The organism is Burkholderia sp. 9120, from assembly GCF_000745015.1.
Taxonomy (GTDB): domain Bacteria; phylum Pseudomonadota; class Gammaproteobacteria; order Burkholderiales; family Burkholderiaceae; genus Paraburkholderia.
The window spans coordinates 4,529,432-4,550,818 of the sequence record NZ_JQNA01000002.1 but is presented as its reverse complement, the minus strand read 5'-3'; the positions used below and the strand labels follow the sequence as shown (position 1 = coordinate 4,550,818).

General features: G+C 60.9%; 21 protein-coding genes. 12 read left to right on the top strand and 9 right to left on the bottom strand.

The features are described 5' to 3' along the window. Positions 1 to 234: 234 nt before the first annotated feature. Positions 235 to 1,227 (bottom strand): asparaginase, encoded by a 993-nt coding sequence (locus FA94_RS28415; protein ID WP_035557605.1) that lies wholly within the window; start codon positions 1,225 to 1,227, stop codon positions 235 to 237. Between the two features lie 147 nt (positions 1,228 to 1,374). After that, positions 1,375 to 2,466, bottom strand: a complete 1,092-nt coding sequence (locus tag FA94_RS28410) for a GlxA family transcriptional regulator (protein WP_051980826.1) — start codon at positions 2,464 to 2,466, stop codon at positions 1,375 to 1,377. Positions 2,467 to 2,809: 343 nt separating this feature from the next. Between FA94_RS28410 and FA94_RS28405 the strand changes: the two genes are divergently transcribed. Beyond that, positions 2,810 to 3,934, top strand: coding sequence for a branched-chain amino acid ABC transporter substrate-binding protein (locus tag FA94_RS28405; protein ID WP_035557601.1), 1,125 nt, complete (start codon positions 2,810 to 2,812; stop codon positions 3,932 to 3,934). Positions 3,935 to 4,075: 141 nt separating this feature from the next. Further along, entirely contained in the window at positions 4,076 to 5,137 is a 1,062-nt protein-coding gene (locus tag FA94_RS28400) for an LLM class flavin-dependent oxidoreductase (protein ID WP_035557598.1), read from the top strand. Between the two features lie 80 nt (positions 5,138 to 5,217). Here the strand turns inward: FA94_RS28400 and FA94_RS28395 are convergent, their stop codons facing one another. Genes FA94_RS28395 through FA94_RS28380 form a run of 4 tightly spaced genes read right to left on the bottom strand, consistent with a single transcriptional unit; the run spans position 5,218 to position 9,063 of the window. Then, positions 5,218 to 6,432 (bottom strand): acyl-CoA dehydrogenase family protein, encoded by a 1,215-nt coding sequence (locus tag FA94_RS28395; protein WP_035557595.1) that lies wholly within the window; start codon positions 6,430 to 6,432, stop codon positions 5,218 to 5,220. An 11-nt stretch (positions 6,433 to 6,443) separates the two neighbouring features. Then, positions 6,444 to 7,448: an NrtA/SsuA/CpmA family ABC transporter substrate-binding protein gene (locus tag FA94_RS28390; RefSeq protein ID WP_035557591.1), complete on the bottom strand. Its 1,005-nt coding sequence runs from the start codon at positions 7,446 to 7,448 to the stop codon at positions 6,444 to 6,446. Between the two features lie 35 nt (positions 7,449 to 7,483). Beyond that, a complete protein-coding gene (locus FA94_RS28385) occupies positions 7,484 to 8,227 on the bottom strand; it encodes an ABC transporter ATP-binding protein (RefSeq protein ID WP_035557589.1) in 744 nt (247 codons plus the stop codon). Further along, on the bottom strand, positions 8,224 to 9,063 hold the full coding sequence (locus FA94_RS28380; protein ID WP_035557586.1) for an ABC transporter permease subunit: 840 nt from the start codon (positions 9,061 to 9,063) through the stop codon (positions 8,224 to 8,226). The genes FA94_RS28385 and FA94_RS28380 overlap by 4 nt, the downstream gene beginning before the upstream one ends. 352 nt (positions 9,064 to 9,415) lie before the next feature. Here FA94_RS28380 and FA94_RS28375 point away from each other — a divergent pair, with 352 nt between their 5' ends. From FA94_RS28375 to FA94_RS28355, 4 genes are all read left to right on the top strand, one after another. Then, the gene (locus FA94_RS28375; protein ID WP_035557584.1) at positions 9,416 to 11,218 is read left to right on the top strand and encodes an ABC transporter transmembrane domain-containing protein; all 1,803 of its coding nucleotides are present in this window, start codon (positions 9,416 to 9,418) and stop codon (positions 11,216 to 11,218) included. A gap of 77 nt (positions 11,219 to 11,295) precedes the next feature. Continuing rightward, positions 11,296 to 11,754, top strand: a complete 459-nt coding sequence (locus FA94_RS28370) for an NUDIX domain-containing protein (RefSeq protein WP_035557582.1) — start codon at positions 11,296 to 11,298, stop codon at positions 11,752 to 11,754. 550 nt (positions 11,755 to 12,304) lie between these two features. Continuing rightward, a complete protein-coding gene (locus FA94_RS37420; protein ID WP_051980824.1) occupies positions 12,305 to 12,889 on the top strand; it encodes a GNAT family N-acetyltransferase in 585 nt (194 codons plus the stop codon). A 131-nt stretch (positions 12,890 to 13,020) separates the two neighbouring features. Then, a complete protein-coding gene (locus FA94_RS28355) occupies positions 13,021 to 13,503 on the top strand; it encodes a GNAT family N-acetyltransferase (RefSeq protein ID WP_081936190.1) in 483 nt (160 codons plus the stop codon). Between the two features lie 259 nt (positions 13,504 to 13,762). On the opposite strand, the gene FA94_RS38850 is transcribed toward FA94_RS28355, so the two are convergent. Then, a complete protein-coding gene (locus FA94_RS38850) occupies positions 13,763 to 14,539 on the bottom strand; it encodes a hypothetical protein (RefSeq protein WP_156126724.1) in 777 nt (258 codons plus the stop codon). A 386-nt stretch (positions 14,540 to 14,925) separates the two neighbouring features. Between FA94_RS38850 and FA94_RS28345 the strand changes: the two genes are divergently transcribed. From FA94_RS28345 to FA94_RS28335, 3 genes are all read left to right on the top strand, one after another. Next, complete coding sequence (locus FA94_RS28345) at positions 14,926 to 15,438, top strand: GNAT family N-acetyltransferase (RefSeq protein ID WP_035557577.1); 513 nt, start codon at positions 14,926 to 14,928, stop codon at positions 15,436 to 15,438. Positions 15,439 to 15,462: 24 nt separating this feature from the next. Continuing rightward, positions 15,463 to 16,167, top strand: coding sequence for a GNAT family N-acetyltransferase (locus FA94_RS28340; protein ID WP_231585047.1), 705 nt, complete (start codon positions 15,463 to 15,465; stop codon positions 16,165 to 16,167). Between the two features lie 204 nt (positions 16,168 to 16,371). Further along, a complete protein-coding gene (locus FA94_RS28335) occupies positions 16,372 to 17,130 on the top strand; it encodes an arylamine N-acetyltransferase family protein (protein WP_035557574.1) in 759 nt (252 codons plus the stop codon). A gap of 122 nt (positions 17,131 to 17,252) precedes the next feature. Here FA94_RS28335 and FA94_RS28330 read toward each other — a convergent pair whose 3' ends face one another. After that, positions 17,253 to 18,020, bottom strand: coding sequence for an SAM-dependent methyltransferase (locus FA94_RS28330; RefSeq protein WP_035557571.1), 768 nt, complete (start codon positions 18,018 to 18,020; stop codon positions 17,253 to 17,255). Between the two features lie 451 nt (positions 18,021 to 18,471). Here FA94_RS28330 and FA94_RS28325 point away from each other — a divergent pair, with 451 nt between their 5' ends. Both FA94_RS28325 and FA94_RS28320 read left to right on the top strand, forming a co-directional pair. Beyond that, complete coding sequence (locus FA94_RS28325) at positions 18,472 to 18,795, top strand: hypothetical protein (RefSeq protein WP_035557568.1); 324 nt, start codon at positions 18,472 to 18,474, stop codon at positions 18,793 to 18,795. A gap of 243 nt (positions 18,796 to 19,038) precedes the next feature. Further along, entirely contained in the window at positions 19,039 to 19,401 is a 363-nt protein-coding gene (locus FA94_RS28320; protein ID WP_035557565.1) for a translation initiation factor Sui1, read from the top strand. 41 nt (positions 19,402 to 19,442) lie between these two features. Here the strand turns inward: FA94_RS28320 and FA94_RS28315 are convergent, their stop codons facing one another. Continuing rightward, the gene (locus FA94_RS28315) at positions 19,443 to 20,576 is read right to left on the bottom strand and encodes an FAD-dependent oxidoreductase (protein ID WP_035557562.1); all 1,134 of its coding nucleotides are present in this window, start codon (positions 20,574 to 20,576) and stop codon (positions 19,443 to 19,445) included. 110 nt (positions 20,577 to 20,686) lie between these two features. Here FA94_RS28315 and FA94_RS28310 point away from each other — a divergent pair, with 110 nt between their 5' ends. Beyond that, complete coding sequence (locus tag FA94_RS28310) at positions 20,687 to 21,367, top strand: TetR/AcrR family transcriptional regulator (RefSeq protein ID WP_035557559.1); 681 nt, start codon at positions 20,687 to 20,689, stop codon at positions 21,365 to 21,367. Positions 21,368 to 21,387 lie beyond the last annotated feature (20 nt).

Genomic DNA, 21,387 nt, shown 5'->3' with positions numbered 1-21,387 from the left:
GCACACTTTCCGGTTGAGGAGCGCTGTCGTTTTATGCGGGGCCGCGTGTGGACACAACGAGGTCGTGCAGGCAAAACGGCAGAGCAAACCTTATGCCCGGATTGTAGGCGCTTTGGTGGGGTGGTGACCGGTTGGAGGCGTTTGCCTTCGCAGCATGGCGGATCTCGTGACCGTGCGGCCCGGCGCTTGAGCGTAGCGGCGCGCGCCAGTCGCGCCGCGCCGGATTCGCCCGTTTCAGTAACGCTCGAAAACAGCCTGCAACGCTTGCCGGTCGTCGGTTTGCGTCAGGGCCAACGTCAGCAGCAGGCGGGCTTTCTGTGGCGCCTGGTCGTCGACTGTGAGCCAGCCGAATTCGTCGTCGGGTTGCGCGCCGTTGTGCAGCACAACGCCGCTGCCCGTGCGCGATGCGCGCACCACGTGGACACCGCGCCTTGCCGCCACCCGCAACGGATTGATCAGATGACCGGCGACGTTGCCGTTGCCGGTCCCGGCATAGATCAGCCCGCGCGCGTTCGCGGTGATCGCGTCGAGCGCGTCGGCGTCGAGCGCGCCGTACGCATAGACAATGTCGACCTTGGGCAAGGTGTAGAGAGACTCGATCGACCACGGCGTGTCGAGCGTATGGGCGCGCGCCGGTCGACGGTAATAGCGCGGCACGCCCTCGATCACCACCCCCAGCGCACCGTACGGCGAGCGGAACGCGTCGAGCTTGAAACTGTTGCTCTTGACGACGTCGCGCGCCGTGTGAATCTCATTGTTGGCGACCACCAGCGTACCGAGTCCACGCGACGACGGATGCGCGGCGACCGCCAGCGCATCGTATAAATTCAGCGCCGCGTCCGAACTCATCGCCGACGGTGGCCGCATCGAGCCGACCACCACCACCGGCTTCGCACTCTTGAGCGTCAGGTGCAGGAAGTAGGCGGTTTCCTCGATCGTATCGGTCCCGTGCGTGACCACCACGCCATCGACATCATCTCGTGCGAGCAGGTCGGCGACGCGGCGGCCGATCGCCAGCAGATGCGCATTGTTGAAATTCTCGGAGCCGGTCTGCAGTAACTGTTCCGCACGCAGATTCGCCAGGTTGGCCACGTGGGGAATCGCGCCGAGTATCTCGTCGATGCCGAGCACGGAGCACAGATACGAGGACGTATTGACGCTGGCTTTGCCCTGGCCGGCGATGGTGCCGCCGGTGCCGATCACCACGAGATTGGCTTTTGCTGTCATGCGGGTTCGTTCAGGTTGGGAGTACAAGACCTGAATGTACGGCGCGCCTCGGGTCGAGGCATTGCATCGATCTGCCGGAAAGTAGAAGAAACGCGGCAGATACCCATCGCGCCGAGATGCGAGGCGTGGGTCGCAGCCCTGGAAAGCTCAGGCCGTGACGGCGCCGCGCGAGGTGCGCAGCTTGCCGGGCGTCACGCCATAGGCTTCGCGGAATACGCGGATGAAATGCGCCGAATCCGCGAAGCCGCATTCGTAAGCGATGTCGGTGATCTTGCGCGCCGTGTTGACGAGCATCCAGCGCGCGTAGCGCAGTCGCATCCGGCGATAGAACTCGTTGGGCGATGCGTCCATCTCGGTCATGAACGCGCGTTCGAGATTGCGCACGCTAGTGCCGATCATCTTTGCGATGACGGCGATATTCAGCGGCGCTTCCAGATTTTCTTCCATGAGCAGCACCGCGTGACGGACGGTCGCGTCCTCGACCGACAGATAACCCAGCGCGGCGCGCCGCTCGACGAACGACGAGCCGCCTTGACGGCTGACCGTCATCTGATGAATCACCTTCGACGCGCGGTCCGGCCCGCAATGCAAACTGATCAGACGCGCGGCCAGTTCGACCACGGAAATGCCGCCCGCGCAGGTGATCCGGTCGCCGTCGATCAGATAGTCGGCGTGCGTGATGACGCGCAGCGCCGGAAACATGCGCTTGTAGTCGTCGAGATGGAAGCTGTGCACGCAGGCTACCCGGTCCTCCAGCAGACCGGCGCGCGCGAGCACGAAGCTGCCGGTGCACATGCCGACCAGTGGAATGCCGGCCTGAGCGGCGCGTTGCAGATAGTCCCAGTAGCGCCGGTCGACCTGGTCCAGATGCGGCAGCAGTCCGCCGATCACGACTACGTAGTCGAATTGCGCGACGTCCGGAAACGCCGACTGCACCTGCACGGGGATGCCGCAACTCGCTTCGACCGCTTCGGCCTGCACCCCGACGATCGTCCAGAGGCAGCGCAACTGGCGGCTCTGGTCGCCCCGGTCCGCGGCGTGGCGCAGCGCGTCGCACAAGCCGGCGAGCGACAGCATCGGAAAGCGCGGCCACAACAGAATGGCGACGCTCAACTCCGCATCGGAACGGCTCGGGCGAGTCTGCGGCGTGCGCGGCAACGTGTCCAGTTGCTCGACCAGCGCATGAGCCGACGGCCCGGCGGGCACGGAAACAGAGGGGGCGGAGCGGGCAGTCGGCATGCGCGAACTCGAGGGCGGTTTGCTCCGATTATACGGTGACGTGCCACAGATTCACGCATTCCCGGCTTGACGCAATTCTTCTATTTTTCGGCAGATCGGTGCAATGCCCGCGCATTCTGGCTACATAAATTTGGAACCGCTGACGAACGACGCAGCGCCGCGAGCGGCAAGCGATCAAACGAAGGCGGCAAGACCGGCCGTGTGCAGTTGCGTGCGGCCTGTGTATCCAGTCGGCAATCGACGAACGGCAATCGACGAACGGCGCTGCCGGTTCGTCGCGGCCAACCACCACTCACTACTATTCGGGTGAAGCATGAGCAAACGTACAGCCTTGGGTCGCGGCATGGCGACTGTCGGCATTCTGGGGAGCCTCGCGGTGGCTGCCGTGGGCGTCGCCCGTGCCGACGAGATGGTGAAAATCGGCGAGGCCGCGCCTGTCACCGGACCGGCCTCGTATCTGGGCAAGGACACGGAAAACGGCGCGCGTCTGGCGATCGAGGAAGCCAATCAGGCGGGTCTCGTGATCGGCGGCAAGAAGGTCACGCTGGTGTTCGACGCGCAGGACGATGCGGGCGATCCGCGTCAGGCGACCCAGGTCGCGCAGAAACTGGTGGACGACAAGGTGGTCGCGGTGGTCGGACACATGCAGTCGGGTTCGACGATTCCCGCGTCGAAGATCTACAACGACGCCGGGGTCGTGCAGGTGTCGCCGTCCGCGACCAATCCGGCCTACACGCTGCAAGGGTTCAAGACCGCCTACCGCGTGGTCGCCACCGACGCGCAGCAGGGTCCGACGCTCGCCGACTACGCGGCGAAAACGCTGAAGGTGAAGACGGTGGCGATCGTCGACGATTCGACCGCGTACGGCCAGGGGCTGGCGGTCGAGTTCGAGAAGCAGGCGAAGGCGAACGGCATCACCGTGTTGTCGCACGACGCGAGCACCGACAAGGCCGTCGATTTCCGCGCGATTCTCACGAAGATCAAAGGAGAGAGGCCCGACGCGATCATGTACGGTGGGCTCGACGGCACCGGCGGCCCGTTCGCGAAGCAGGCGAAGCAACTCGGCATTACGGTGAAAGTGCTGGCCGGCGATGGTCTGTGCGCGGACGATCTTGCCAGGCTCGCGGGCGACGCCGCCGATAACGTGATCTGCTCGATTGCCGGCGCACCGCTGCTGAAAATGGCCGACGGTCCGGCGTTCGTCGAACGTTACAGGAAGCGCTTTGGCTACGCGCCGGTGTTGAATTCGCCGTTCGCGTATGACGCGGTCGGCGTGATCGTTGCGGCGATGAAGCGCGCGCAATCGACCGACTCCGCGAAGATTCTCGCTGCGATGCCGGCGACCGATTACCAGGGCGTGCTGGGCGAAACGCAGTTCGATTCGAAAGGCGATCTGCGGCATGGCGTGATTTCGCTGTACAAATACGTCGGCGGGAAACAGGCGCTGCTGGGCGTGGTGGAGAAGTAGGGAAGTACGAGACGGCCCGCCGCGCTCCGCGGGCCTTAATACGTTTACGTCACTTTCATATCGATAGAAATTGGAAGGACGCGCGTGCAGGCAGGGCTAACATGGGTGTTTTGCTCTTCCGCCTCACCGCGTATTTCAGCAATGTCAGTCAAACCTCTCCGCTTCGGCGTCTGGGCGCTCGTGCACGGCAGCCGCGCCGCGTTGCAGGATCCCGCGGAACCCTACGATGCCTCATGGGCCCGCAACAAGGCGCTGGTACTCGAGGCCGAGCGCCTCGGGTACGACTCGGTGCTCGTCGCCCAGCACACCATCAATCCGCACGATCCTTCGCTCGACCAGCTCGAGGCGTGGACCGCGTCGGCCGCATTGGCGGCGCTGACCTCGCGCATCGAAATCATCACGGCGATCAAGCCTTATCTCTATCACCCGGTCGTGCTCGCGAAGATGGCTCAGCAGATCGAGCACATCAGCGGCGGACGCTTCGCAATCAACCTGGTGAATGCGTGGAATCGACCCGAGCTCGAACGTGCCGGCATCGGTTTTCCCGAGCACGATGCGCGCTACGCGTACGGCAGTGAATGGATCGAGGTCGTCGCGGCGCTGTTGCGCGGCGAGGTCGTGAATCATCATGGCGGCAACTTTCGGCTCGACGATTACCAGTTGCATCCCGCCGACCCGTATCGCGTGCGTCCGGCCATCTATGTGGGTGGCGAATCGGAGCCGGCGCGCGAACTGGTGGCGGCGCAGGGCGATGTGTGGTTTATCAACGGACAGCCGCACGACGACGTCGCGCGGCTGATTGCGGATGTCCGCGCACGCCAGCGTCCTGCCGGGCAGGCGGCGTTGCGCTTCGGTCTGTCGGCGTTCGTGATCGCGCGGGAAACGCCGGAGCAGGCAGCGGCTCATCTTGCGCATCTGTTCGCGCTGGCCGAGCTGGACAAGCCGCTGCGCGAGCGGCAGAAGGCCAATATCGATCCCAACGTGGTGATGCATCAGACCTTCGCGCAATCGGCGCGCGTCGGGTCGAATGGCGGCACGGCCGCGGGGCTCGTCGGCGATTACCACACCGTCGCGCAGCGCGTGGCCGACTTTCACCGGGCGGGCATCGAACTCTTCATGTTGCAGTTCCAGCCGTTCGAAGCGGACATGCGCAGCTTCGCGGAAGAGGTCGTGCCACGGGTTCGCCGGTTGCTGTCGAGGTGAGCGACTGAGCGCGGTGGGTCCCACATCGCACGCGATACCGCGTGCGTGCGATCAGGGCGAACACGGCGAGCCGTGTGCGATCAGAAGAACGCTCCGGTCGGCGGAAGCTGCCCGGTCAGCAGGTTCTGCCCGAGCAGCCGCTCCTTGTAAAGGCGCGGATTGTGCGAAGCAATCACCTTGATGTTGCGCCAATGCCGGTCCAATGCGCCCACGCGCGACACCACCGAACCCGAGCCAAGATCGATCAGCCAACTGGCAATCTGCGGCGCGAGATCGTCGACCACGACCTTGGCTTCCGCCGCCGCGAGTGTTGCGGCAAGCGTGGCGTCGTATTCGTCGGCGGTTCCGTAGCGATCCCACGCGTTCTGCAGCGCTGCCACGGCGCGATCGACGGTTGCCTCCACGCTGGCGGCATACGCGCGAATCCGGCCCAGCAGCGTTTGCAGTACCGGCTCGTCGGCGGGATGCGCGGCGTCGCCGTGATAGAAGTTGCGTCCGCGTGCGCGCAACACCTCGACGGCGTCCAGCGCGACCCGCCGCACGATACCCGCGATGCAGTTCGTCAGATAGACCTGGTGAAACGTGTATCCCCATGGCGCGGCTTCGTCGGCGCGCGGCGGATCGGGCGGATAGACATGCGCCGCGGGCACGCTCACGGCGTCGAACTTCGCTGTGCCCGAACCCGTCAGTCGCTGGCCGAACCCTTGCCAGCCGTCGTCGTTGCCGACGCCTTCGCCGCGCTCGAGGACGTATTGCACCGTTTTGCCCGCGCGGCTTTCGACCGCGAGGCCAACGAACGCATCGTTGTACAGGTTGCCGGTCGCGTAGACCTTCTCGCCTGAGCCGATATACGCGCGCCGTGCCTCGTCCCATTCAAGCCGGCTCAATACCCGGCTCGGCCGCGCGCCGGCCGCCACGGCGTCGGTGTCGGCGAAACTGAGGCCAATGGTTTTCTTCTGGCCCGTCAGTTCGAGAACGTGGGCATGGAACGGATGATCGCGTCGTCTGAGCGCTGCTTCGACTTGCCACAGATGATTGCGAAAAGCATGCGCGATATTCGAATCCGCCGCCGCGACGTCGCGCGCTATGACGAACAATTCGCTCAACGACAGGCCGAGGCCGCCCGCGTCGGCCGGCAGGCGCAGCGCGCCGAAGCCGAGCGCTTTGAGCTGTGCGATTTCCTCGTGCGGCAAACGCTGATTGCGTTCCCGCTCCGCCGCGCTCGCGGCGAGTTGCGTGAGGGTCCCGGCGAAGCCGAGCGTTGCCGACAAGGGCGAGACGAGTGAGGTAGCCATGGTGTCTCCCCTCAAACCTTCACGCTGTAGTCCGCGACCTTGATGCGCGCGTTGATGATCTTGCGTTCCGCGAGCCAGTCTGCGGCGCGCTGGAACTGCGCGATGAACGCGGCGTCGTCGGGCTCGTGGAATTGATTCACGCGCTTCAGGCTCGTGAGGTAGTCGCGCACCTGATCCGGATATCTGGCTTGCCGCTGCACCAGTTGTTCGGATTCGGCCGCATGTGCCGACTGCCACGTGCCTTCCACGTAGTACGCGTCGATCACCGCGCGGACCAGTTCAGAATTCTCTTCGGTGAATTTGCGGCGCGACACGAGCGAGCTGTAGTCGATCAGGAAATCGAGGTCGCGTCCTTCGTTGAAAATGTCTTTGGCGTTGTTGGCGTAGCGTGAGATATCCACGGCCGGCGACCACATCGACCATGCGTCGACTACGCCTTGCGCAAACGCCGGCGCGGCATCGGGCGGATTCAGATAGACGAACTCCACCTTGCTGCGATCGACGTGATGCTTTTCCAGCGCGGCGATCAGCAGGAATTCACCGAGTCCCGAGCGGTTGACCGCGACCTTGCGACCCGCGAGATCGGCCACAGAATTGATACCACTCGATTTCTTCACGATGATCGCGGTCGAGCGCGGCGAATAAATATCGAACGCGTTGAAGACGAGCGGCGAGCCGGCCAGCATGGCGGCGAGTGCCGGCGTCGTCGATCCCCAGAAACCGAAATCCGCGCTGCCGCCCACGACCGCCTGAATCGACGGCGCATGATTCGGGAACGGCCCGACCCATTCGACCTTGATGCCTCTGGCCGCGAGCGTTTTGTCGAACACACCGCGCTGCCGGGCGATGTCCGGCAAGCTGCCGTAGCCCCAGCCGACGCGAACCGTATCGGTGTTGCGGGTGAGCTTGCGCGGCTCGGCGGCGCGAGCCGGAAACAGGCTGCCGGCGGCGGCGCCGGCCAGCAGGCCACCCGCCGCGCGCAACAGTTGGCGGCGGCTCAGCGGAGAATCGTTCATTCTTGTCAGGTCCTTGGAGTCAGGCGGAAGAGCGTTCAGTGAGACTGAACGCCGAGTGCTTCGAGCAGAATCGGCCGCAATGCCTGCGGCGTAGTGTTTTTCGGTTGGAAGGACGCTGCAATGCGTCCCGCCCGCATCACCAGAATCGTGTCGGCGAGCGTGAGCGCTTCGTCCACGTCGTGCGTCACGAGCAGCACGCCGGGGTGATGGCGCGCGACGAGTTCCTTGACGAGTCCGTGCATCTTGATTCGCGTGAGGGCGTCGAGCGCCGCGAACGGTTCGTCGAGCAGCAGCAAGGCGGGATCGCGCACGAGGCCACGCGCCAGCGCCACGCGTTGTGCCTGACCGCCGGACAGGTTGCGCGGCCAGTCGTTTTCGCGGCCTGCGAGCCCGACTTCGGCCAATGCGCGCGCTGCACCGGCACGGCCGACCGTCGTTTCATGACCGAGCGCGACGTTCTCCCACAGCGTTGCCCATGGCAAAAGCCGATGCTCCTGGAACACCACGGACGGGCGGTCGGGCGCGCGAATCTGGCCGGCGTCGGGCCGGTCGAGCCCGGCCAGCGCCCGCAACAAGGTGGTCTTGCCACAGCCGCTCTCGCCGAGCAGCGCGATAAATTCACCTTCGCGGATGTCCAGATCCAGCGCATCGATCACGACACGCTTGCCGTAGCGGCGCTGCAGGCCGCGCACCGAGACGGCGAGCGGCGACCGGCTCACCAGTTGCTCGGTGAAAGCCGGAAGCGCGGCATCCAAAGGGTGGGCGAGCGTGACGGTCATGGCTGCGCTCCCCGCGCGTAATTCGCGTGCCATGAGAGGTAATGCGCTTCGAGCAGTCGCACCAGCGCGTCCGCCACGACGCCGATGATCGCGTAGATGACGATGGTCAGCAGAATCACATTGGTCTGGAGGAATTCGCGGGCATCCATCGCCAGAAAGCCGATGCCTTTGGTCGTCGCGAGCGTTTCGGCGATGACGAGCGCGAGCCACGCGTGAGCGAGCGCATAGCGCACGCCCGTCAGGATCGACGGCATCGCGCCGGGCAGAACGATCCGTCGTACGATCGCGGTCCAGTCGAGGCCGATCACCTTCGCCAGCTCCATCAGTTTCGGATCGATCTGGCGAATCCCGAGCATGGTGTTGATATACATCGGGAACATCACCGCGAGCGCGACCAGAAAGATTTTTGCCACCTCGCCGACGCCGAACCAGACGATGACGAGTGGCAGCATCGCGAGGAACGGGACCGCGCGCACCATCTGGACCGAGCGATCCAGCAGCGCCTGCGCCAGTGGCGAGAAGCCGACCAGCACGCCGAGCGCGAGTCCGACGCTTGCGCCGATTGCAAAGCCGGTAGCGGCACGCAACAGCGAAACGCCGAGGTGAACGAAGAGCTCGCCGCTTCTGGCCAGCTCCAGCGCGGTGGCCGCGACGCTGCTCGGAGCGGGCAGAACCTGCGGGGCGATCAGTCCGACCTGTGCGGCGACCTGCCAAAGCACCAGCACGAGCACGGGGACCAGCCACGAAAGCCAGCGGTAGAGCGTGCCTTTTGAAATCCCAAGGTACAACCGGGTCGAAGCAACATAGCCGTTGCGGGAATAAGTGACGTCAGCCATGCCGATTCCAGATTAGCGAGGAAAAAGGACTGCTCCGGGAAGGAGTCAGCACAGGTCGAACCACCTCAGGGCGGATACGTGTTGCCCAGCGATCCGGATAGCGAACCGATCCGCCAAGACGCTGCCTCGCGACGGCGAGTTTGTTATTAAAGACCGGCGGATAGGGCGGCGACAAACACTCATTTATGCTTTGCTTTTTAGTTATGACGCATAGCTTGCCGTTGGCGATTGCTGCCGGGTGATGAGCCGTTCGCTGCGGTGAGGGCGACGTGTCTGTCAGCGGAGTTCGCAACGGGTTCATCGGTGCTGGCACAATCGGATGATTTCTTCTTCGATCCGCTTGGGAACCCTCATGTCAGACGCTGTCGCGCGCCCGGTCCGTATCGGTCCGCTGTTCTCGCTGTTGCCCTTCCTGCGGCCCTATGCGGGGCGCTGGGCGTTGGCGTTCCTCGCGCTGGTGACGTCGGCGGGCGCGACCCTGCTGTTGCCCGTGGCGTTCAAATATCTGATCGATCATGGCTTCGCCGCGGGCGACCGCACGCATATCGATCGCTATTTCCTCGCGCTGTTTGGCGTGTCGCTGGTGCTCGCCGGCGCCACGGCGCTGCGTTTTTACCTCGTGTCGTGGCTGGGCGAGCGCGTTACGGCCGACTTGCGGCGCGCGGTCTACGACCATGTGCTCGAGATGAGCCCGCAATTCTTCGAGACCACGCAGACCGGCGAGGTGCTGTCGAGACTCACCACGGACACCACGTTGATCCAGACCGTGGTGGGCACCAGCCTGTCGCTGGGCTTGCGCAACTTCTTTTTGCTGACCGGCGGCGTGGCGATGTTGGCCGTGACCAGTCCGGTGCTGTCCGGTTACATCATCGCGACGCTGATCGTGGTGGTGGCGCCCATCGTTATTTTCGGTCGACGCGTGCGGCGGCTCTCGCGCGCCAGCCAGGACAAGGTGGCGGGCGCCAGCGCGCTGGCCGGCGAGGTGCTCAATGCGATGCCGACCGTGCAGTCGTACACGCAAGGCCCGTACGAGGCGCGGCGTTTTGCCGGTGCCGTGGAGACGGCCTTCGAGACCGCCCTGACGCGGATTCGGGCGCGTGCGTGGTTGACCGCGGTCGTGATCGTGCTGGTGTTCACGGCGATCGTTTTCGTGTTGTGGCTCGGCGCGCAAGCCGTACTGGCCGGGCGGATGACGGCGGGTCAATTGTCCCAGTTCATTCTTTACGCGGTGTTCACGGCCGGCGCGGTTGGCGCTGTCGCCGAAGTGTGGGGCGATCTGCAGCGGGCGGCCGGCGCGACCGAACGTCTGCTGCAATTGCTGGCGGCACGCTCGCCGGTGGTGGAGGCGCAGACCACGGTTCCGTTGCCTGCGCGTGGCGACGGTATCCGGTTCGAGAACATTGGCTTTTCGTATCCGTCGCGTCCGGGCATTGCCGCGCTTTCCGGTCTTTCACTCGATGTCCGCGCCGGCGAGCATGTTGCGTTGGTTGGACCCTCCGGCGCCGGCAAAACCACGCTGTTTCAACTGCTGTTGCGTTTTTACGATCCGCAGACCGGCAGCATTCTGATCAACGGCGTTCCGACGCAACAGGTGCCGCTCGTCGAGTTGCGCAGGGCCATCGGGGTCGTGCTGCAGGAGTCGGTGATCTTTTCGGGCAGCGTGCTCGACAACATTCGCTACGGGGCGCCCGACGCCACGCTCGCGGAAGTACAGCGCGCGGCCGACATGGCTGCGGCGGCGAGATTTATTGAAGAACTGCCGGAAGGCTACGACACGTTTCTCGGCGAACGCGGCGTGCGCTTGTCGGGTGGACAGCGTCAACGCATTGCGATCGCGCGCGCGATTCTGAAGAACCCGCCGATTTTGCTGCTGGACGAAGCGACCAGTGCGCTCGACGCCGCGAGCGAAAGGCTCGTGCAAACGGCGCTGGATAACGCCGCGCAGAATCGCACGACACTGGTTATCGCGCACCGTCTTGCGACGGTGCAGCAAGCGGACCGGATTATTGTGCTTGAGCAAGGTCGTATCGTCGCGCAGGGGCGGCATGCCGATCTTCTGCTTAGCTCGCCGCTGTATGCGCAGCTTGCCGCGTTGCAGTTTGGTGAGCATCAGGGGCAGGGTGGGGTGGTGCGCGATCAGGTGGGGTTCGCGTGAGGGGACGATGCCGCCCAGGTGGATGCGTGTGAGTTGCTGACTATCGGCCGATAAGAACTTTTCGAGGGTTTAGGGGCATGCCGTTTTTCGATAACGAAAGCTATATGAGCTGGCTGCGGAGAAAGGTTGGCAACGAACTGATTTTGAGTCCCTCCGTTGCGGCAGTGATTCATAACGAGGAAGGAGAACTGCTCCTTCAGGAAAAGTCCTCCGGTGAAGCCTGGAGCCTGCCGGCTGGCGGAATCGAATTGGGAGAAAGTCCGCAGGAAGCCATCATTCGGGAGGTCATGGAGGAGACGGGATATGCCGTTCGCATCCACGCCATTCTCGGTGTCTTTGGTGGGCATGCGTTTCGATACGCCTACCCTAATGGCGACCAGGTTGAGTATGTCGTGACGTTGTTTCAATGCAAGATCGTTGGTGGTTCCGGCGTGCCTTTCGATTCTGAAACAAAGTCAATTCGGTATTTCAAAAGGAATGAAATGCCGGAACTGGCGCTGCCGTATCCGAAAGACGACCTGTTTCGCATATTCTGAAACGTCGGCGTGTTGGCCCGCTCGCGGTTTGATTGAGCTTTCTGGCTTGGCTATTTACGGGCACTCGACAAGCGGCCCAGAAATGCCGACAATTCGGTCCGGTCAGATAGATCGACGAGGTTCCCGGAATAATTCGGGAATTCATAACGCATATATGACGCCGGCATGGTTCCACTCAGGGACTGGGTGAGACGCACCTGTACCGTTGATTAAATGCACGGTTCGGCGGGTGAACTTTCTTTCACAGGTTGAAATTCAGATGACAAAAAGTACGCTGCATTCGATTTGTGGTTTAACAGGGTCTGCGGTGTTTAGCCTCGCCGGTCTCTGGATTGCTTCGGGGGCAGCGCCGGAGTATGCAACGCTTTTTGATCGTGCTGGTGGAGTGACGCTCGCTGTTTTCTTTATTTGGGTGGCATGTACCTATGTTGTAAAGCTCCGGGGGGATTGGGGGTCGTGGGTTCGTGTGAAGTGATTTTTTGTGGCGACATGTTTCGTGTCGGTCCAGGTGAGGCCATGGTCCTTGGCAGAGCACAAGAGAAAAAAGCGCATGGATCAACTTGACGAAAAGCTTATCAAAACGGAGCGGTTGATCCTGCTTCCGCTGAAGGCCAACCATGCCGCAGAAATGTTCGCCGGACTGAGCGATGTGCCCAGCTACGATTTCACGCCAGATATACCTTACCAGGACGTGGCGGCTCTCGAGGAACGATATCGACGCCTGGAACGCCGTCGATCGCCGGATGGCCAGGAGGCATGGCTCAACTGGGTAATAAGCTCGGCAGCGACGCGGGAATTTCTCGGTTACATACAATTCACGGTCAAGCCTCTTGAGCAGCGCGCCCTTGTCGCCTATTTCGTGTTTGCGGCGCATCGCCGACAGGGAGTTGCAAGCGAGGCGATTCGCGCATCGATAGCGGAAGTCGTCGCAGGTTTTCGACTGGCTCGCGTGGACGCAGAGATCGACACCCGGAATGCGGCTTCAATCGCATTGATCGAGACGCTCGGTTTCTTACGAACCCGGTTAGTGCCTCACGCCGACGAGTTCAAAGGTGCAGTTAGTGATGAGTATCACTATTCGTACGCTGTGCCGGGAGGTGGTGGGTTAGGCCACCAGCGTGAGACGCGGAGGTAACGATGACCTCCTTCCGGTTACAGCGGTTTTGGCAAACTGACTTTAACGGCGTCGCCTGTCAAGACGGCGATGGGAGGCTCGCCGGATGATTTTAGATTGACTTCCTCGCACATATTTAGCTGATCTGCACGATGAATACCACACCGCTGCCTGGCTCTAACGCCAGCGCAATTGGATTGCGCCCGATGGCCGAGGGTGTTGTCGATAGGCAAGCGCTATTCGCACTCTACAAAGTGTCGCTTCACGAACATATCGATCAGACATTCGGCTGGGACGAGAACTTCCAGAAAGATCGATTCAATCAGTCGTATCGTGATCCTGAGTTCATTGCGGTCACGCTGGGTTCGGCAGACGTAGGGTATGTTGCGCTAAAGGATGACGTCGGAGAAGTTCATTTGTCGCTGTTGCTTCTGCGGCCAGAATATCGCAGTCGGGGGATCGGTCGAGAGGTCATGCGAACGTTAATGTCAGACGCGTCGAGGTCGAGTCGGCCGTTGACGTTGTCATGTTTTTTGTGCAATCAAGGGGCGATGCGTTTTTATGAGGGGCTGGGTTTCCGGGCAGTGGAAACCGATGAGCATTTTATAACGTATCGGTTTTGCGCCCTCGGTTGAGCGGTTGGAGCGTCTGCTTTGGAGAGGGCGGGTGAATAGGGAGGCGAACCCAGGAGGCTTGGCGTTCGTCTTGGTTCGGTCAGGAAGACCCATTCGAGCGCATGGCGTGGATGGTCAACCTGATGACAAGCGGTTTGGTGAACTGTGCGGACATGGCAAAGCGATCAGAACGACTGCAGCGGCTAGTCCACATTATTGGTGCGTTACGCATGGCACCTGTTGATCAAAAATCTGCCGGCGACTTTGCTGTTGATACGACTCATCCCGACAATCTTCTCGCGTTGAGATCGATATCCTGTGCTTTCAAGAATTCGGCTTTGGTATGCCACTTTACTGTGCCATCCGGTAGACCAAACATGAGTGACTTGTCGTCCGGTTCGTCATAGATCGCGGGCGCAGCGGTGAAACCCTGCCGTCGCCAGGCCAATGCAACGAGTGACTTTTTTCCTGCGGGAGACACCTTGAATACTCGAATCCAAACAGGATGTTCGCCGAGCTTTGACATGTCTGCCGTCTCGTCATCTTCCGCCGCGGACGAGCGGGCCCAGCCAATCGCGATGATCCGGGTCGTTCGTCCGGTCCGGTCCAGTTGTTCCTGACGCTGGACCTGCTTGCCCAGCAATCGGTATCGTGACATGGGGACATGAGAGCCCGCCACGAAATATTCCGCAATGACCCAGTCGCCTCCGGAAGAGACAATCGGAACGTCTCGTCGACGATCGTAACTATAGATTCTGGTCAGGTCACGGAGAACCGATTGCGGAACAGCCGCGTCAGGAAATGAATAGCGTGCCGGTTTGAAATCTCCGGTTTCGGACGCGATCGAATTCTCGGCATTCATGTCCAGCCGTAATAGCTTCGGTGGCAATGCAATCGAAATCAGCGCAGTGCCTGCGATTCTGGCGACATACGGCGGTCGAGAGGACTCAACGGTCTTGAGGGCGGGCTCCGCTCGTTGTGATGCTGAGCCACATGGCGCGGCCAGGAAGCCGGCAAGAGCTCCGATGGCAAGATATGCTTTCAGACGAGATTTCATAGTGCTACGAGGATCCCTTCTTTTGCGATTGTGCTTCGGCGTGCATTCCACGCGGGCGCATTATGTCGATTTTCTGCGAAGTTGTCGCCATGCGTTCAGCGAAGGTGCACACGTGCGACGGTGCGCAATAAGGGAATTGCAGCACAGATTCTTTCTCGTGCGGAAAACTCGCTCGTCGCACAAGGCGGCTGATTTTTTAAGGTCAAGAGTATCGCGACTACAACTCCCAACCTACACTATGCTCAAATGCGTGCATATTACGAGCGGATGGGTTTCGTACCGATCGAAGTCTTCCCAGAGCTTTGGGATCTATCTAACCCATGTCTGCAGAAGCTGAAACGCCTCGAATCCCTCGGGTGAGCGCAGTACTGGTCAGGAGAGCACGGTTGCAGCCTGTATTCGAAACTCAACGCCTGATTCTGCGGCCACGCACGCTGGCTGACACAGACGACTGTCTCGCCATGGATAATGATCCAGAGGTGACGCGCTTCGTCGTAGGTCCATGGGGGGATCGTCTGAAACACCGGGCGTTCGTCGAGTCGCGCACGCTCGCCAGCTACCCGGCGGGGATGGGTTATTGGACGATCAGATCTCGAGCTGACCCGACCGACTTTTTAGGGTGGGTTCTTTTGATTCCCACCGATGCGTCAGGATCCGAGATTGAAATCGGATGGCGCTTGCCACGAAAAGTTTGGGGCTCCGGTATCGCGACGGAAGCCGCTCGGCCGGTGCTTCAGCATGCGTTCGCAACGCTGGAACTACTCGAAGTTGTGGCTGAGATCGATGCAAGGAATGTTAGTTCGATGCGGGTCGCTGAGAAGATCGGGTTGATACGTCGCGGGGAGGTGGTTCATGAGGGGACGGTCAGTGTCCGCTATTCGGTGCTACGTCCGAATTAGCTCTCGCATATTTTGCACAAGCGGATGGATTTCGCGGTATCGAGCCGTTGCGCCAGCCTCCAGGCCTTCTGCCTGTCAATCCAGAAAGTGGACGAATCACACATTGAAATGACGCTTGAAAATCCGATAGAACCAGCCGCGTCGCGGGGCGCTGCGTTCGCCTCCAGTCGCAATTCGCCGGCGTTCAGTGAGATCACGTTGCAAACGAACAGGTTGCTGCTCCGGCCGCTCCGAGATCGCGATGCACCATCCGTGCTAGCTATTTTCTCCGATCAGAATTTCATGCAGTTTGGCACCACTCCGCTGTGGGATTCGATCGATCAAGCCCACGCGATGATCAATCGGGATATCAAGGCCATGGCAGCCAATGAGCGCATTCGACTCGGCGTTGAGCGCATTGAAGACGAAGCTCTGATTGGGATATGCACACTGTTTGACTGGAATAAGGAATGTCGAAGCGCCGAAGTCGGCTACGGCCTTGTCTCAGACGCATGGGGCCGAGGCTACATGCACGAGGCGCTCGTTGCGCTTCTGAATTACGGATTCTCGGAACTCGACCTCAACCGGGTCGAGGCCGACATCGATCCTCGAAACATAAACTCTGCGAGGAGCCTGGAGCGTATAGGGTTCACCAAGGAAGGCCATCTCCGCGAAAGTTGCGTCGTGAACGGCGTGCTCACGGATAGCGCGCTTTACGGTTTGTTGCGACGTGAATGGAAGGCAATGTAGTGCCGTGCCTGAAACGCTTGAATGCCCCAAAGACAATCACAATGATGAGTCTCGACAGCCCTCGTTGGCGCAACTTGAGCACGCATAGGGTAACGCTGCCGATATTCCCGGCCAAAAAAGGTACTTGCCTGCCACTTAGGGATCTTCGACAGTTTGTTGAAGAACGACGACCATCTGTCCAATAATTGATTCATTCGAATAGATATGAAAATCAACCAATATTTGACGCGGCTTGATTTCCACGAGACTCCCGGGCCTGACGTTGCGACGCTCCAGAGTCTGCATCGAGCGCACATGCGGGCGGTTCCCTTCGAAAACCTGGACATCCATCTCGGTCGGAAGATCGTCCTTGAGGAAGATCGTCTCTTTACGAAAATCGTGGAACAGAAGCGTGGCGGAATTTGCTATGAACTGAATGGACTGTTCGCGCGTTTGTTGACCGATATCGGCTTCGACGTGACTATGGTTGCGGCAGAGGTGTTCAGGGAGGACGGTACAACGGGTCCGCTATTCGACCACATGGCTCTTCTGGTCGATCTTGACGGAGACCGGTATCTTGCCGACGTTGGTTTTGGCGATTCATTTACGGCCCCGTTGAAGCTGTCCGATGCGGGCGATCAGACGCGGGACCACCGCATCTATCGCATTCAAAGAGACGGAGACACGTTCACGGTAATGGCCGGGAGCAGGGCTATGAACGATGTGATGAAGCCATCTTTCAAGTTTTCGACCGAGTCGCGCCGCATCTCAGACTTCGATGAAATGTGCGTGTATCACCAGACCTCTGACCAGTCCCATTTCACCAGGAAAGAAATCTGTTCACGTGCTACATCGTCCGGACGAATTACGTTGAGCGGCGCTCAACTGATCGAGACCGACAATGAGTCGCGGAACGTGATGGAACTCACGTCGGTCGGTGAGAGACGGCAAGCACTGGCCAAACACTTTGGGATTTTCCTGTGAAAGCAGTCGCACTTGGTGGCGGTCTGCGTATCGACTCGTGCCCGCCTGCAATGACTAGCGATACCCCACGGCGAACCCGGTCCGCAAAAAATGGCCGACCGGGTCACGCTTTCAAATCTCGATTACGGCCTTGAAAGCAGGTAATAACCAAAGCCGAGCGTAGCCCGTCCCCATTCCAGATAAGCCTGATGCCACCCCTGCATCCGGTTTAGAAATGTTTCCGAATCCGGATCGTCCGGATGCGCGACAAGGTACTGCATCATCGCATTGCAGTACTTGCCCTCGTACTCGTCCCATTCGTCATCGCTACTGGTTGCGGTACGAAGCAGGTGATACCCCCAGTCACGCGCGCGTTCGGCATTCTTAGCATGGGAGACGAACTCATCGACCGTACCGCCAAGAACTTGCAGGTAATCTTGCGAGGGCGCCTGCTTCCAGAAACCATCGGCAATCAGCAAACGGCCATTGGGCTTGAGCCAGTCGAAACTAACGCGCAGGCATTCTTCGAACGAACCAAATGCATGCGTCGATCCCACACAGAGAATCGCCGCGTAGCCTTCGTTCGGACGCGCATGGTCGAGCAGCGGCGAATTGATCAAACATAGCCGTGGATCGTCCGGCATGTCCCGTTGAAAAAGAGCGCGCGCCTCGTCGAGAAAGCATCCATTGATATCGACGCCCACGCCGCGCACCGGCGACATCTGCAGCGCATCGCGCAACAGCGCGGCTTTGCCGCAACCGGCGTCGAGCACGATGTCGTCGGCGGAGAGATTGCAGGTCAGGCTTTGCAAGCATTGATGAGCTTTGATGCGTGAAAGCGGGCTCAGATAGTGATGGTCACGATGTGCAATCGTGGAAAAGCGAAGCGGATCGTTGGTCGTGTCGGACATGATTCTCGTGCGAAGAGGGTTTGAAGTTATGGTGCTTGAACATCCATTCGCAGAGAGCTTTCATACATGAACCTCCTAAGGGCCAGCAATGTGGTGGTGGGTCGCGATGCTACACGGAATCCGGCTTGACCAAATTACCATGTACTCAATTTTCTTCGCTGAATGCTGCCGCCGTCATGGTCATTTCCTAGGGCAATCAGGGGAGGAATCAGTTAGTTTCTGCTCATGCAAACCTCGCCGCACGACTCAAAAAGTCCGAATTTTTCCGACCTTAAAGCGTTCAACCCGAATCCGCGCGGTAAAAGCATCCACTTTGCAGCAGCCACACACGCATTCGCGCTGCCTTCGATGCATCCCCACAATCTCGCGGCACACCGCTTGCTCGATTCATGGTCAAGCAGGCGATATTCGTCTGCGTCGATAGTCCAATCCGATCGAGGAGGGATGGATCATGAACAAGGCAACCAGCGCATTAATCGCGGCCGTCGCCGCACTCACGTTGTCGGGCGGCGCTTATGCACAAGCGGCCGGCGGTTCGAACAGCGGCGGGTCATCAGGGAGCACGGCAAGTCCGGCGAACCAGATGAACCCGATCAACGGTGCTAACAGCGGCTACGGTACGCCAGGCACGCCTAACTCGGATAGCGGCAGGGTGATGGGCGCGCCGAATTCGGGCCTGCCGAGCAGCACGAACAGTACGTCGACCAACAGCGCGCCGAAGAGCAATAACACGCTGGCAAGGCCGAGCGTGGTGTCGCCGGCTGCGGGCCAGTAGTCGCCAGTAGTAGCGGCTTGGTCAAGATGAAGAACTAGTCGCGATCGAGCCGCGAATAGGCGAATCAATCGCGCGGGGCGCCGGGTCGTTACGACCGGCGCCCTTATTTCGTGGCTCTGAAATACCGGCGACGCCAGACAAGAGGTCGGCAGTCAGGCCTGATTCCAAGGCTGAGACGATTGCACCAACGCACCTGCTAAACTCCTCGCGTTCCCGATCTCCAAGTCTTCCAGTAAGCCAATCATGAAGAGCAGTTCAAAAGGCGGCCTCGTCTATTCGACCGAAGGCGGGCGGATGTGTCCCGACTGCCGGCAGGTACTCGCGCAATGCGTTTGCAAGACCGCTGCCAGAACATTACCGGCAGGTGACGGCGTCGTGCGAGTGAGTCGCGAAACCAAAGGCCGCGGCGGAAAGAGCGTGACAATCGTCAAAGGGTTGGCGCTCGATCCTCTCGCGTTGGCCGTGCTCGGCAAGCAATTGCGCACGGCCTGCGGCACGGGCGGAACGGTCAAGGACGGCGTGATTGAAGTGCAGGGCGATCATTGCGAGCGCGTCATCGAAGCACTCAAAAAATACGGCCACAGCGCGAAGCGGGCCGGCGGGTAATCGCTTCAATCGACGGTAACGCGATGTGCTGAATGGTCCCGCTATTCGACAGCCTGATGATTGGTCAACAGGTCGACCAGACGCCGTGGCGCGTTAGGGCCTAGACAGATATCGAGAATACCTTCCGCCTCTCGGGCTTCGAGCGCGCTGCGAGGAAACAACTCTTTTTCGTACGCGACAAGCGCCGCTTCTACATTCCCCGGATTAGCGACTAAAGCCTTCGCCAGTTCAGCGCCGTCGAACATGGCGAGGTTCGCTCCTTCGCCGGACGGCACCATCAGATGCGCCGCATCGCCGAGCAGCGTCACGCCGGGCACGCGCGACCATCGGTGCTCGACCGGCAGCGCATGAATAGGGCGCGGCACCGGGTCGGTTTCACCATCGGTTATCAACGCTTTCAACTCCGCGGCCCATCCATCGAATTCTTCTGCCACGCGAGCCAAGGCCGTCGCCGGCTCGGAGAAGTCGATGCTGTCGATCCAGTCCTTGGGCTTGTTTAACTGCACATACGTGTGCAGCACGCCACCAGGCTCACGGTGCGCGGCAATGCCCTTACCCGGCGTCATCGCGAACAGCGCGCCACCACCCACCGCTTCCGCGCTTGCCGCGTGACGGGTGTCGCTGTCGAACAGGTAAGTCTCGATGAACGATGTGCCGACGTACGCCGGCTTCGCATCCGAAACAAGCGCGCGGACTTTCGACCATGCGCCGTCGGCGCCTACGAGTAGATCGGTCGTGACCGTAGCGCCGTTGGCAAACTTCAGCACGTGCTGTCCACCGGCAAGCGCGGACACCTCCGTGACCTTGTGCCCCCAGCGCACCGAGTCGGCAGGCAGCGACTCAAGCAGAATCCGGCGAAGCTCCCCTCGGGGTACCTCAGGTCGACCGCCCGTGCCGTCGTCGGGATGGTCGAACAGAACCTTGCCGTCCTTGTCGAGCATTCGCGTTGCCTGACCGCCCGGGTGGATGATGCCGAGAAATTGATCGAAGAGTCCCGCTGCCTTGAGCGCGAATTGCCCGTTGTTTTCGTGAATGTCCAGCATGCCGCCCTGCGCTCGCGCGTCGACCGAGGCTTCCGCTTCGTAGATCGTCGCGGCGATGCCGTGAACGTGGAGAACCCGCGCCAGCGTCAGCCCGCCGAGTCCCGCACCGATAATCGCAATTGAAGTGTCCATCCTGATTCCCTTAGCAGTCGGAGATCGCCAGAAAACCTGCTGAAGGCAGTCTCTGGAACGTCATTCCATAGTAATATTGGAACAACATTCCAGAAGTGTCAAGACGAAGCATGGCAAAGAAAGCACGTAGCGTTCAACGTCGAGAGGATTCGCTCTCACCGGAGCGAATCATTGAGGCCGCGATCGAGGTCCTCGACAGCAGCGGAGAGAAGGGGCTGACGTTCCGCGCGCTGTCGGAGCGGCTCGCTACCGGTCCCGGTGCGATTTACTGGCACATCGCGAGCAAGGGCGAACTGCTGACTGCCGCGTGCGACGCCATCGTCGCTCAAACGATGAACGCGCCCGTGGACGGCACGACGCCGGAAGCAAGCATTCGCGCGCTGGCGCTGGCGATGTTCGACGCGATCGACGAACACCCATGGGTCGGCTCGGCACTCACACGTGCCCCCGGGCAGTTGCCGACGGTGCGCGTGTTCGAGCGCATCGGCCAGCAGTTAAGGGCGCTGGGTGTACCGCGCGAAGAAGAGTGGGCCACGGTGTCGGCGTTGCTGAGTTACATCGTCGGTGTCGGCGGGCAGAACGCGGCGAATACGCATTTCGCCCGGGAGCAAGGACTCGATCGCTCCAACTTTCTGGGTGAGGTGTCGACCGTGTGGTCTGAACTCGATCCGGATGAGTACCCGTTCACCCGCAGCGTGGCGAGCCAGTTGCCCACGCACGACGACCGTGCCGATTTTGTCGCGGGCATCGATCTTATCCTTAGGGGTGTTGCGTCAACGCGCGCTCGCTGAGTCGATCTGACGTGTTGTGA